The organism is Blastococcus sp. TBT05-19 (assembly GCF_003319095.1).
Classification (GTDB): Bacteria; Actinomycetota; Actinomycetes; order Mycobacteriales; family Geodermatophilaceae; genus Blastococcus.
The window spans coordinates 292228-304259 of record NZ_QOHI01000002.1; the positions used below are offsets into that span (position 1 = coordinate 292228).

15 protein-coding genes are annotated in these 12032 nt (G+C 74.3%); 3 read left to right on the top strand and 12 right to left on the bottom strand.

The genetic code is table 11. From position 1 onward, the window contains the following. From DQ244_RS07980 to DQ244_RS07995, 4 genes are read right to left on the bottom strand one after another with little or no spacing between them, the layout of a single operon-like run. The gene (locus DQ244_RS07980; RefSeq protein WP_113810942.1) at positions 1 to 759 is read right to left on the bottom strand and encodes an ABC transporter ATP-binding protein; all 759 of its coding nucleotides are present in this window, start codon (positions 757 to 759) and stop codon (positions 1 to 3) included. Then, positions 756 to 1760, bottom strand: a complete 1005-nt coding sequence (locus DQ244_RS07985) for an iron chelate uptake ABC transporter family permease subunit (protein ID WP_199580282.1) — start codon at positions 1758 to 1760, stop codon at positions 756 to 758. Before DQ244_RS07985 ends, DQ244_RS07980 begins: the two co-directional genes overlap by 4 nt. Then, complete coding sequence (locus tag DQ244_RS07990) at positions 1750 to 2769, bottom strand: ABC transporter permease (protein WP_199580283.1); 1020 nt, start codon at positions 2767 to 2769, stop codon at positions 1750 to 1752. Before DQ244_RS07990 ends, DQ244_RS07985 begins: the two co-directional genes overlap by 11 nt. A 32-nt stretch (positions 2770 to 2801) precedes the next feature. Next, complete coding sequence (locus tag DQ244_RS07995; RefSeq protein WP_113810943.1) at positions 2802 to 3824, bottom strand: siderophore ABC transporter substrate-binding protein; 1023 nt, start codon at positions 3822 to 3824, stop codon at positions 2802 to 2804. A 161-nt stretch (positions 3825 to 3985) separates the two neighbouring features. Between DQ244_RS07995 and DQ244_RS08000 the strand changes: the two genes are divergently transcribed. Further along, a complete protein-coding gene (locus tag DQ244_RS08000) occupies positions 3986 to 4351 on the top strand; it encodes a hypothetical protein (RefSeq protein WP_113810944.1) in 366 nt (121 codons plus the stop codon). Beyond that, complete coding sequence (locus DQ244_RS08005; RefSeq protein WP_113810945.1) at positions 4344 to 4781, top strand: hypothetical protein; 438 nt, start codon at positions 4344 to 4346, stop codon at positions 4779 to 4781. Before DQ244_RS08000 ends, DQ244_RS08005 begins: the two co-directional genes overlap by 8 nt. Before the next feature lie 12 nt (positions 4782 to 4793). Here DQ244_RS08005 and DQ244_RS08010 read toward each other — a convergent pair whose 3' ends face one another. The 3 genes from DQ244_RS08010 to DQ244_RS08020 form a co-directional block, all read right to left on the bottom strand. Next, positions 4794 to 5516 carry a hypothetical protein gene (locus DQ244_RS08010; protein WP_113810946.1) on the bottom strand — a complete coding sequence of 241 codons (723 nt, stop codon included), beginning with the start codon at positions 5514 to 5516 and terminating at the stop codon, positions 4794 to 4796. Positions 5517 to 5597: 81 nt separating this feature from the next. After that, complete coding sequence (locus tag DQ244_RS08015; protein WP_233491254.1) at positions 5598 to 6104, bottom strand: flavin reductase family protein; 507 nt, start codon at positions 6102 to 6104, stop codon at positions 5598 to 5600. Further along, the gene (locus DQ244_RS08020; RefSeq protein ID WP_113810947.1) at positions 6101 to 7039 is read right to left on the bottom strand and encodes a hydroxymethylglutaryl-CoA lyase; all 939 of its coding nucleotides are present in this window, start codon (positions 7037 to 7039) and stop codon (positions 6101 to 6103) included. Before DQ244_RS08020 ends, DQ244_RS08015 begins: the two co-directional genes overlap by 4 nt. Positions 7040 to 7185: 146 nt before the next feature. Here DQ244_RS08020 and DQ244_RS08025 point away from each other — a divergent pair, with 146 nt between their 5' ends. Beyond that, entirely contained in the window at positions 7186 to 8088 is a 903-nt protein-coding gene (locus tag DQ244_RS08025; RefSeq protein ID WP_113810948.1) for a diguanylate cyclase domain-containing protein, read from the top strand. Between the two features lie 10 nt (positions 8089 to 8098). Here DQ244_RS08025 and DQ244_RS08030 read toward each other — a convergent pair whose 3' ends face one another. The 5 genes from DQ244_RS08030 to DQ244_RS08050 all read right to left on the bottom strand — a co-directional run bounded on the left by DQ244_RS08030 (position 8099) and on the right by DQ244_RS08050 (position 12027). After that, positions 8099 to 8719 (bottom strand): hypothetical protein, encoded by a 621-nt coding sequence (locus tag DQ244_RS08030; protein ID WP_113810949.1) that lies wholly within the window; start codon positions 8717 to 8719, stop codon positions 8099 to 8101. A 69-nt stretch (positions 8720 to 8788) separates the two neighbouring features. After that, positions 8789 to 10423 carry a phosphoglucomutase (alpha-D-glucose-1,6-bisphosphate-dependent) gene (pgm, locus tag DQ244_RS08035; RefSeq protein WP_113810950.1) on the bottom strand — a complete coding sequence of 545 codons (1635 nt, stop codon included), beginning with the start codon at positions 10421 to 10423 and terminating at the stop codon, positions 8789 to 8791. A 43-nt stretch (positions 10424 to 10466) separates the two neighbouring features. Next, positions 10467 to 10793, bottom strand: coding sequence for a hypothetical protein (locus DQ244_RS08040; RefSeq protein WP_113810951.1), 327 nt, complete (start codon positions 10791 to 10793; stop codon positions 10467 to 10469). Beyond that, a complete protein-coding gene (locus tag DQ244_RS08045; RefSeq protein ID WP_113810952.1) occupies positions 10790 to 11179 on the bottom strand; it encodes a VOC family protein in 390 nt (129 codons plus the stop codon). The genes DQ244_RS08040 and DQ244_RS08045 overlap by 4 nt, the downstream gene beginning before the upstream one ends. After that, the gene (locus DQ244_RS08050; protein WP_113810953.1) at positions 11176 to 12027 is read right to left on the bottom strand and encodes a helix-turn-helix domain-containing protein; all 852 of its coding nucleotides are present in this window, start codon (positions 12025 to 12027) and stop codon (positions 11176 to 11178) included. Before DQ244_RS08050 ends, DQ244_RS08045 begins: the two co-directional genes overlap by 4 nt. Positions 12028 to 12032: the final 5 nt, after the last annotated feature.

The window sequence follows — 12032 nt, forward strand, 5'->3', positions numbered from 1 at the left end:
TCAGCCGTAGTAGAGGGCGACCGGCTTCCCGTCGATCTCGCGCACGTCCACGTCGGTGTCGTACACCGCCCTGAGCACCTCAGGACGCATGATCTCGCGCGCCGGGGCGTCGGCGACGACCGAGCCGTCGCGCATCGCGACGATGCGGTCGGACCAGGTCGCGGCGAAGTTGATGTCGTGCAGCACGGTGACCACCCGCTTGCCGAGGTCGTCGGCCATCCGGCGGACCAGCCGCATGATCTCGGTCATGTGCCGCAGGTCGAGGTTGTTGAGCGGCTCGTCGAGCAGCACGTACCTCGTGTCCTGGGCGAGCACCATCGCGATGAAGGCCCGCTGCCGCTGACCGCCGGACAGCTCGTCGAGGAACCGGTGCCGGTAGGCGTCGAGGTCGAGGTAGTCGATCGCCTGCTCGATGTGCGCGCGGTCCTCGACGGTCAGCCGGCCCCGCGAGTGCGGGAACCGGCCGAACTCCACGAGGTCGTGCACCGTCAGCCGCGCGGCGACGTGGTTCTCCTGGCGCAGCACCGCCAGGCTCTTGGCCAGCTCGGCCGACGGCGTGGTCGTGATGTCGAGGCCGCCGATGGTCACCCGCCCGGCATCGGGCCTGACCAGCCGGCCGACCAGGCTGAACAGCGTCGTCTTCCCCGCGCCGTTGGGGCCGATGAGCGCGGTCACGCCCTCCCCGCCGAGGGTGAGCGACACGTCGTCGACCACCGTCTGGCCGCCGTAGCGCTTGGTGACGTTCTCGAGCGCGATCACCGCGCCCCCTTCCGGAGCACGAGGTACAGGAAGAACAGGCCGCCGGCGAAGTCGATGACCGTGGACAGGGTGCCGCCGTAGCCGAAGACCCGTTCCAGGACGAGCTGGCCGCCGAGCAGGCAGACCATGCCGAGCAGGACGGCGGTGGGCATCGTCCAGGCGTGGCGGAAGGAGCCCGCGTAGGAGTAGGCGAGGTTGGCGACGATCAGGCCGAAGAACAGGATCGGCCCGACCAGCGCCGTCGACGCCGCGATCATCACCGAGACGGCGGCGAACAGCGCCATCACCACCCGGCGGTGGTCCACCCCCAGGCCGACGGCGGCCGGCTCGCCGAGCGTGAGCACGTCCAGGGTCCGGCGCAGCGGCACGACAGCCGCGCAGCCGAGGGCGACCAGGACCGCGCTGAGCACCAGCAGCGTCTCGTCAGGGCGGGTCAGCGAGGCGAACATCGCGTCGGAGAGCACCTGGAAGTCCAGCGGGTCCAGCATCCGCTGCATCCACTCGGTGAAGCTCCGGAAGAACGTGCCCAGCACGATGCCGACCAGCAGCATCAGGTGGATCGAGCGCCGCTTCCCGCCGAAGAGCCAGCCGAACAGCAGCGCGCTGAAGGCGACCATGACCACGACCTGGACGAACCACAGCGTGATCTCGTCGAAGGCCAGGAACGCCGCGGACCCCGAGACGAACACGATGACCGTGGAGATCAGCACGTAGAAGGCGTCGAACCCCATGATCGACGGGGTCAGGATCCGGTTCTGCGTGATGGTGTGGAAGACGACGGTGGAGACCCCGACCGCCGTCGAGACGACGAGCATCGCGACGACGGTGAGGCTGCGGATCTCCAGCGCGAAGGCCAGCCGGCCGGGGACGCCGGTGAACAGGTAGACCGCGACCAGCACCAGCACCACGGCACCGAGGACGGCGAGCCGGACGCCGGGCCGGGCCCAGGAGGCCGGCCGGGTGCGGGGCGAGCGGGCCGGGGCGGCGGGGTCAGCGAGCACGGCTCCTCCTGCGGAGCAGCAGCCAGAGGAACAGCGCCGCGCCGACGACGCCGACGACGACCGACAGCGGGATCTCGTAGGGCATGCGGACCGTGCGGGCGACCAGGTCGCAGGCGAGCACGAGGACGGCGCCGAGGCCGGCCACCCAGGAGATCGAGCGGCGCACGTTGTCGCCGATGACCAGGCTGACCACGTTCGGGACGACCAGCCCGAGGAACGGGATCATCCCCGCGGTCACCAGCACCGCGGCCGTGATCACTGCGACGACCACCATGCCGACGGCGACCACCCGCCGGTAGTCCAGGCCCAGGTTGGTCGCGAACTCCTCGCCGAGGCCGATCACGCTGAACCGGTCGGCGGCGACCCAGGCGACGACGACCATCAGCCCGGCGATCCAGAGGAACTCGTACCGGCCCGCCATGATCGTGGCGAAGCTGCCCTGGGACCACTGGCCGAGGGACTGCAGCAGGTCCAGGCGGTAGGCGAAGAACGTGGTGACGGCGCCGACGACGCCGCCGAGCATGATGCCGACCAGCGGGACGAGCACGAGCTGGCGGACCGGCACGAACCGGACCACGCGCAGGAACACCCAGGTGCCGAACAGCCCGAAGGCCGCGGCGACGCCCATCTTGCCCACGACGGGCAGCCCGGGCAGGAACACCATCGTGACGAGCATGCCGAGCGTCGCGAACTCGCTGACGCCCGTGGTGCCCGGCTCCACGAACTTGTTGCGGACGAGCATCTGCATGATCAGGCCCGCGATGCCCAGCGAGGCGCCGACCAGCACGATCGCCACCGTCCGCGGGATCCGGCTGGCCACGAGCAGGAACGCGGCATCGCCGTCCGGGCCGCCGGTGAGGACCGAGACGGGGGAGACGTCGGAGACGCCGACGAACAGGCTGGTGGCCGCCAGGACGACGAGCAGCACGCCGGCGAGCACCCCCACCCACGCGCGGCCGGGCCGCGCGCGGGGGAGGGTGCTCGTCAGGGGTCGGTCGAGCGCTGTCACGAGGTGTCAGGCGCGCGCGGTCGGTGCCGTGGTCATCCGGCGATCTGCAGGACGTCGTCGATCATGATCCGCGTGGTGTCGATGCCACCGAAGACGACGTACCAGGCGACCGGGTCCAGGTAGACGATCTGGTCCTCCTGCGCGGCCGTCGTCTGCGCGACGATCTCGTTGTCGAGCACGGCCTCCGCGGCCTGCGCGCCGGCCTCGCCGGTGGCGGCGTCGCGGTCGACGACCCAGAGGTGGTCGGGGTTCGTCTCGAGCAGGAACTCGAAGGAGACCGGCTCGCCGTGCGTGGCGGCCTTGATGTCGTCGACGACCGGCTGCACGCCGAAGGCGTCGTAGATGAGCCCACCGCGGGCGCCGCGGGCGTCGGAGTCGGGGCCGGCCGGCGCCATCGCGCTCAGCTCGCCGCCCGAGACCATGAGGCCCAGGCCCGTTCCGGCGTCGGCGGTGGCGGCCTTGGCCTCCTCGATGCCCGCGTTGATCTCCTCGATCGCCGCGGCGGCCTCCTCCTCGGCACCGAGCACCTCGCCCAGGAAGGTGGCGTTGCGCTCCAGCGTCTCGGTGTAGCTGCCGCGCAGGCTCAGGTCGACGGTCGGCGCGATCTCGCTGAGGTCCTCGTAGAGCGCCGACGAGCGGCCGCCGATGATGATCAGGTCCGGTTGCTCCGCCTCGACCGCGATGAGGTCGGCCTCGAACAGGGTGCCGGTGTCGTAGGCGTCGTCGGCCAGGTACTGCTCGAGGTAGCCCGGCACCGAGTCCAGGGGGGCGCCGGAGACCTCGCCGCCCAGCGCACCGATCGTGTCGAGGCTGGCCATGTCGAACACGACGATGTTCTCGGGGTTCTTCGGGACCTCGACCGAGGTCTGCTCGAGCTCGGGCTCGGCGTCCTCCTCGCCCGCGTTGAGGTTGCGGTCCCAGGTGAAGGAGACCGTCCCGGCCGCGGCGTCGTCGGTGCCGGTCCCGGCGTCGGCGTCGCCACCGCAGGCGGACAGGGCCAGCGCGGCGGCCACGGTGAGGGAGAAGGCGGCCAGAGGCCGGGACGCGGTGCGCATGGTGCTCCTGTGAGGTAAAGGTAGGCAGCCCTAAGTAAGCCTCGCCTAAGGTGCCACACCGCTCCCGGAACCGGACGACCGGGGTCCGGAACGTCGCCTCGGCCACCTGTCCACCGGGCACCGCTGACGGAGCCGCTGCGCGGGCGCGAGAGGATGAGCGGGTGCAGATCTCGCTCGTCGTCGCCGTGACGGTGGTCGCGGGAGTGCTCACGCTGCTGGGGTTGGCCTCCACGCTCGCCCGCCGGCAGATCGGGCTGGTGCACCTCGCCGGCGCCGGCCTGCTCGAGGGGCTGCTCGTGGTGCAGGCGGTCGTCGCGGGGGTGGCGATCGCGGGCGGGGACGCCCCCGCGGACACCCCGACCTTCCTCGGCTACCTGGTCGGCGCGCTGCTGATCCCGGTGGCGGGCGTGCTCTGGGCGCGCACCGAGCGCACCCGCTGGGCCGGGACGGTGCTCGCCGTCGCCGCTGCAGCTATCGGCGTCATGGTCTGGCGGCTGCTGCAGCTCTGGGAGGCCAGCGGTGCGTGACCGCTCCGCGCTCGGCCCGGCCGCGGAGAGCTCCGACGGCGGGTCCGGCGGCCCCGTGCGCGTGCTGGTCGTGCTCTACGCGCTCTTCGCGCTGGCCGCAGGCGCCCGCGCGGGCGTGCAGCTGAGCACCCGCTTCGCCGAGGCGCCCGTGGCCTACCTGCTGTCCGCGCTCGCCGCCGTCGTCTACGTCGTGGCCACCGTCGGCCTGGTCCGCGGCGGCCGGGGCGGACGGCGGACCGCGCTGGCCGCGATCCTCGTGGAGCTGGTCGGCGTCCTCGTCGTCGGCACGCTGTCGCTGGCCGACCCGGCCGCCTTCCCCGACGAGACCGTGTGGTCGGGGTACGGGCGCGGCTACGGCTACGTGCCGCTGCTGCTGCCGGTGCTCGGGCTGCTCCTGCTGCGCCGGGGGACGGCCGGGCGCACGTCCTGACCGCCGCGGGGGTCAGAAATCGCCCCCGCCGAAGCCCCCGCCCCCGAAGTCGCCCCCACCGAAGTCCCCGCCGCCGAAGTCGCCGCCCCAGCCGTTGTCCGCGCCGCCGGCGAAGTCGCCGCCCGGGTCCCCGCCGTAGCCGCCGTCGGCGCCGTCCTCGTAGCCGGCGGCGTAGGCCTCCTCGTCGCCGCCGCCGAACAGTCCGCCGTCGCCCAGACCGGTGTCGAACAGCGCGTCGGCGACCGCGGTGCCCACGACCAGGCCGCCGATCGTGCCGAGCATGCTGCCGCCGATCAGGCCGCCCATGCCGATGCCCGGACCGCCGAAGCCACCGCCGTAGGCGGGCCCGTAGCCCCCGGAGCCCGGTCCGTACCGGCCGGGTCCGTGGCCGAACGCCCGCTCGAGGCTGCCCGGCCGGCGCATCTCGGCCCGGGTCGCCGCCCGCGCCAGGCTGCGCGGGTCGTCACCGTGGGGCCGCTCCCCCGCCTCGCCGAGCTGGGCGAGGACCTGGCGTCGCTGGTCCGGGGTCAGCTGGGCGAACGCCTCGGCGTGCGCCTCCTCGATCTGCTCCGGCGGGGCGGTGCGCAGGAGGTAGCGGTAGCGCTCCAGCGCCTGCTCGTCGGCCGACCGGGGCTGCTGCGGCGCGGGCTGCGCGTACCCGCCGTCGTAGCCCTCGTCGGCGTAGCGGTCGTCCGTCCGGCGCCGGCGGCCGAAGATCCGGTCGAGCAGTCCCATGGCGTGCCTCCTCGTGTCCGGGCACGACGGGCGCGCCCGCAGCACTGGTGCCCCGGGGACGGTGCCGGGAACCGTCGGCGCTCAGGCCTCGCGTGGGTGCAGCAGCCCGTAGGCACCGCGGTGGAACAGCAGCGGGCGCCGGTCGGCGGCCGCGCCGAGGTCGAGGACGCGGGCCACCACGATGGTGTGGTCACCGCCGTCGTGCTCGGCCTCGAGCTCGCCGTCGATCCAGGCGGTGACGCCGTCGAGGACGGGCGAGCCGTGCGGGCTGGGCGTCCACGGCACACCGGCGAACTTGTCCACGCCGGAGCGGGCGAAGTTCTGCGAGACGTCGTCCTGGTCCTCGGCCAGGACGTTCACGCAGAACCGGCCGATGTCGCGCAGCCGGGGCCAGGTGCGCGACGTGCGCGCCGGGGCGAACGCGACCAGGGGCGGGTCCAGCGACAGCGAGCTGAACGACTGGCAGGTGAAGCCGATCGGCCCGTCCGGGGTCTGCGCGGTGACCACGGTGACGCCCGAGGCGAAGTGGCCCAGCACGTCGCGCATGAGCCGGGGGTCCACTATCCGCGGCGCCTCCTCGGCGGTCACGCGGGCGCCTCGGCGGACCGGGGCACCGACCGGCCGCCGGCCCGGTACAGCGAGCTCGGCAGCTCGCGGCCCACCTGCTGCTCGGTCACCCGGGCCGCGGCCAGCACCGCGTCGAGGTCCAGCCCGGTGCGCACGCCGGACTCCTCGAGCATGTAGACCAGCTCCTCGGTGGCGATGTTGCCGCTGGCTCCCGGCGCGAACGGGCAGCCGCCGAGACCGCCGACCGAGGCGTCCAGCTGGGTGACCCCGGCCTGGACGGCGGCCAGCGCGTTGGCCTGGCCGGTGCCGCGGGTGTCGTGGAAGTGCACGCCCACGGGCACCCCAGGGCAGGCGCGGCGGACGGCGTCGAGCAGGGTGACCACGCGCAGCGGCGTCGTCGTCCCGATGGTGTCGCCGAGGCAGAGCTGGTCGGCGCCGGCCGTGACGGCGGCGCGGGCGACGTCGACCGTGCGGGCCACCGGCGTGCGGCCGTCGAACGGGCAGTCCCAGGCGGTGGCGATGATGACCTCGAGCGAGCCGCCGGCGCCGTGGGCGAGCGCGGCGACCTCCGCGACCGCGCCGACCGCGTCGGTGGTGCTGCGCCCCGCGTTGGCCCGGCTGTGCGCGTCGGAGGCGGAGACGACGTACTCCAGGTCGGCGACGCCGGCGTCCACGGCGCGGACCGCCCCCCGGGCGTTGGCCACGAGCGCGGACCAGTGGATCCCGGGCCAGCGGGCGAGCTCGGCGGCGACCTGGTCGGCGTCGGCGAGCGCGGGTACCGCCTTGGGGGAGACGAACGACGTCGCCTCGATGCGGCGGACACCGGTGGCGACCAGGGCCTCGAGCATCGCGAGCTTGCCGGCCAGCGGGACCGGCGCCTCCAGCTGCAGCCCGTCACGCATGCCGACCTCGCGCACGTCCACCGCGGTGGGCAGCACCAGGTCGAACTCGAACATCTGCGTCTCCTCGTGCGTCGCGGGTACCCAGCATCTCGCACCCCCGGCCGTTCCCCCGATCAGGCGTTCCGGATCGGGTCCGACCGGTCCGGGGCGCAGATCGTCGGGGGCGTCGCGCAAGATGGTCCCAGCATGGGAGGTGCGCGGTGATCGAGGTTGCGGATGCGCTGCCCCCGGCGGACCGGCGGAGCGCCTTCGCCAACGCGCCGATGGGGATCGCCCTGACGACCCCCAAGGGCGTCCTCGTCGACGTCAACCCGGCGCTGACGGCCATGGTGGGCCGGCCCGCCGACGACCTGCACGGCCGATCGGTCATGGACCTGGTGCACCCGGACGCCGTCGAGGCGGCCCGGGACGCCCACCGGACGCTCACCGCCGAGCCCGACCGCCCCATGCGGCACGAGACGCAGCTGACCCGCCCCGACGGCTCCGACGTGCCGGTCCAGATCACCGCCTCCTGGGTCCCGGAGACCGCGGACGGCCAGGCCGCGCACCTGGTGCTCATCGTCGAGGACATCACCGAGCGGAAGGCGCTGGAGGCGCAGCTGGTCCACCGCTCGCTGCACGACCCGCTCACCGGCCTGCCCAACCGGTTGCTGTTCCACGACCGGCTGCGGCACGCCCTCGACCGCGGGCACCGGGAGAACACCCCCACCTGCGTTCTGGTCATCGACCTGGACGGCTTCAAGGCGATCAACGACGAGCTGGGTCACCCGATGGGCGACCTGGTCCTCGTCTCCTTCGCCGACCGGCTCCGGTCGGTGCTGCGCGCCAGCGACACCGCCGCCCGGCTGGGCGGCGACGAGTTCAGCATCGTCTGCGAGAACACCCAGCGGGACGACGCCGTGGCGCTCGCCGACCGGCTGCGCACGACGGTCACCGAGCCGCTGGAGCTCGAGGGGGCACGGGTGCCGGTGGGCATCAGCATCGGGATCGGCACCGCCCGTGGCGGTGAGGCGCCCGAGGACGTCTACGAGCGCCTGGTCCGGGCGGCCGACGACGACATGTACGCCGACAAGTCCCGCCGGCGCCCCGACGCCCGCCGCTGAGCGGTCGCGCTCAGAACCGTCCGGCGGCGACCCAGTCGGTGACCACCTTCAGCCGGGCGAACACCGCCGTGACGGCGGGGAGCACGCAGGCGAAGAGGACGAACGCGAGGACACCCACCTGGTCGTCGCCGTCCATGGCGACGAGGGCGACGACGAGGGCCAGCGCCAGCACGGCGAGCGCCGCCACCGCCGACCAGAAGAGCGTCGTCGCGGACCGGCGCTGCATCAGCCACACGCCGCCGGTGATGAGCCCGGCCGCGCACGGCAGTCCCAGCGCGAGCACCACGGTCGCCGGGTCGTCGTCACCGGAGAGCGTGGCGATCAGCATGACGAAGGACCCCAGCAGGGTCAGGCCGCCGGTCACGAAGCCGAGCACCGCCGCGGCGGTGGCGGTCCCGGGGCGGCCGGGACCGTAGGGCCACGCCGCGGTGGGCCAGCCCGGCTGCGCGTAGGGCTGGGGCGCGTAGGGCGGCTGACCGTAGGGGGCCTGACCGTAGGGCTGCTGGCCGTACGGCTGCGGCTGACCGTAGGGCTGCTGACCGTAGGGGGACTGCTGGCCGTAGGGCTGGGGCTGGCCGTAGGGGGGCTGCTGCCCGTACGGGGGCTGACCCCACTGCTGACCGTCCGTCATGCGCCCAGTCTGCCGGGCGAGGACGGCCCGACCGCGTCGGACACGGCCGGGCTCACCCGTGCGGGCGGGTCACCCGCCGAGGGCCGCCGTCACCACCGCGCGCGCCTCCTCCTGCACCCGCGCCAGGTGCTCGGGACCGGAGAAGGACTCCGCGTAGATCTTGTAGACGTCCTCGGTCCCCGAGGGGCGAGCGGCGAACCAGGCGTTCTCCGTGACCACCTTGAGCCCGCCGATCGGGGCGTCGTTGCCCGGAGCCCGGGTCAGCTTGGCCACGATCGGCTCGCCCGCCAGCTCGGAGGCACGGACGTCCTCGGGGGAGAGCTTGCCCAGGGCCGCCTTCTGCTCGCGGGTCGCCGGGGCATCGATGCGCGCGTAGGTGGACTCGCCGTGCTGCTCGACGAGCTCCGCGTGCAGCTGCGAGGGGGACCGGCCCGTCACGGCCTGGATCTCGCCGGCCAGCAGCGCGAGCAGGATCCCGTCCTTGTCGGTGGTCCAGACGCTGCCGTCGCGGCGCAGGAACGACGCCCCGGCGGACTCCTCGCCGCCGAAGCCGACCGAGCCGTCGAGCAGGCCCGGCACGAACCACTTGAAGCCGACCGGCACCTCGACCAGGGTCCGGCCCAGGCCCGCGACGACGCGGTCGATCAGCGAGGAGGAGACCAGCGTCTTGCCGACGGCGGTCCCCTCGCCCCACTCCGGGCGGTGGCTGAACAGGTAGGAGATCGCGACGGCGAGGAAGTGGTTGGGGTTCATCAGCCCGCCGTCGGGGGTGACGATGCCGTGCCGGTCGGCGTCGGCGTCGTTGCCGGTGGCGATCTGGAAGTCGGCGCGCTTGCCGATGAGCGAGGCCATGGCCGACAGCGACGAGCAGTCCATCCGGATCTTGCCGTCCCAGTCCAGCGTCATGAACCGCCATGTGGGGTCGACCAGCGGGTTCACGACGGTGAGGTCGAGGCGGTGCCGCTCGGCGATGGCGCCCCAGTAGTCGACGCTGGCCCCACCGAGCGGGTCGGCGCCGATGCGCACGCCGGCCGCGCGGACGGCGTCCAGGTCGAGCACGGTCGGCAGGTCGTCGACGTAGTCGCCGAGGAAGTCGTGCCGGGAGGCCTGGGCCCTGGCGCGGGTGAACGGGATGCGGCGGACGCCGTCGAGGCCGGCGCGCAGCAGCTCGTTCGCGCGGTCGGCGATGACCTTCGTGGCGTCGGTGTCCGCCGGGCCGCCGGACGGCGGGTTGTACTTGAAGCCGCCGTCGCGGGGTGGGTTGTGCGACGGGGTGACGACGATGCCGTCGGCAAGACCCGAGCGCTTCCCGGCGTTCGCCCGCAGGATGGCATGGCTGATCGCCGGCGTCGGGGTGTACCGGTCGGCGGCGTCGACGAGCACGGTGACGTCGTTGGCGGCGAGCACCTCCAGCGCGCTGGCCCAGGCCGGCTCGGAGAGGGCGTGGGTGTCGCGACCGAGGAAGAGCGGGCCGTCGTAGCCCTGGGCGGCCCGGTACTCGCAGATGGCCTGGGTCGTGGCCAGGATGTGCGCCTCGTTGAACGCGGCGTCGAACGCCGACCCGCGGTGCCCGCTGGTCCCGAACGCGACCTGCTGGGCGGGGTCGGACGGATCGGGCTCGCGCGTGTAGTAGGCCGTGACCAGGGAGGCGACGTCGATCAGGTCGCTGGGCTGGGCGGGCTGTCCGGCGCGGGCGTCGCTCATGGGTCGATCTTGGCGGGCGGCTGATCGGCGCGCGACCGGCAGGTCAGCCCTTCGGGGGGCGTTCCCGCAGCAGCCGGGCCGGTGCCCGGCGCGCCCAGGCCTCCTCCAGCAGCTCGGCGACCAGGTGCGGGGTCGCCGTCGCCAGGTCGACGCGGACGCCGGAGAGCTGCGTGCCCCACCACAGCAGGGCGCACGGCCCGCCGTCGACCGCCCGGGCGGTGGACTCGTCGAGCATCACGTTGAGCTGGGTGTCGGTCCATTGGGTGGCGAGGACCCTCGCGCCGAGCCGGAAGGCGTTCCGGCCGTGGTGGTCGCCCTCGGTCACCTCCGGCAGGGCGAGCGCGAGCGCGCGGACGTCGGCGGGCGTCATGGTCGTGGTGCTCCGGGATAGCTGCCCACGCTCCAGTCGTTCCCCTCGGGGTCGCGCACCGAGAACTCCTGCCCGCCGTGGTCGGGGGAGCGCAGCGGGCGGAGGACCGCCGCGCCGGCCGCCTGCGCACGCGCCCAGACCGCCTCGACGTCGTCGGTGACGAGGTAGGCCCCGGCTGTCCGCGCGTGCCAGTTCCCGTCGTCGCGGACCGAGCCGAGCATGACGCCGCCACCGGGCGGCCAGGCGAGCTCGGCGTGCACCACCAGGTCGCCGTCCCGGACGACGAGGGTCTCGATGAAGCCCAGGGCGTCGACCAGCCAGCGGATGAGGGCGGGGGCGTCGGCCGCGCGGAAGGCGGGCCAGACCGAGGGCGGGGGAGTCGTCATGCGGGCGAGAGTGCCGCGTCGAGGGCCGCGGTGTCTTGGACGTATCCGAACTCCGCCGCCAGCCAGCGGGTGGGCGGCAGCCCGGAGAAGGCCCGCCACTCGCGGGTGAGGTGGGCCTGGTCTGCGAAGCCCGCGGCTGCGGCCAGCCCGGCGAGGTCGGGCGGCAGCCCCGCGGAGACCCGGCCGGCCAGGGCCCGGCGGGCGCGGTCGAAGCGGACGACCCGCGCCGCCTCCTTGGGGGCCAGGCCCGTCTCGGCGCGGAACCGCTGCTCCAGGTGCCGTGGCGACCAGCCCACGCGGGCGGCGACGTCGGCCACCCGGAGCCGGCCGTGCGCCGTCGTCGTCAGCCGCCAGGCCTCGGTCACCTCGGGAACCGGTTCGTCGTCGCGGATGCCGGGCAGCAACCCGGCCTCCAGGGCCGCGAACCGGGCCGGCCAGCCCGGCGCGGCCCGCAGCCGGTCGACCAGGTCGCGCCCGCGCCGGCCGAGCAGGTCGTCGAGGTGGACGTCGACGGAGGCCAGCGCGCCGGCGGGGACGCCGAGCAGGGCGCGGGCCCCGGCGGGGGTGAGGGAGAGCTGGATCCCGGCCTGCCGCCCGGCGTGGGCGATCCGCGCCGGTCGTGTGTGCAGGCCGCCGACCAGCGCGTCGAAGCTGCCGGGCGGCTGGGCGGGGTCGGGGTGCGCGGCCATGACGAGGGGCTCGTCGAGGGTCACGACCACCGTCAGCCAGGGGGAGGGGAGGCCCAGGTGCTCGCCCGGCGGGAGGCCCTCGTGCAGGTAGCCGACCGCGGCGGCGACGTACGGGCGCAGCGCGGGTTGCGGTCGGTGCACCACCGACTCCTGCCGCATGCCCG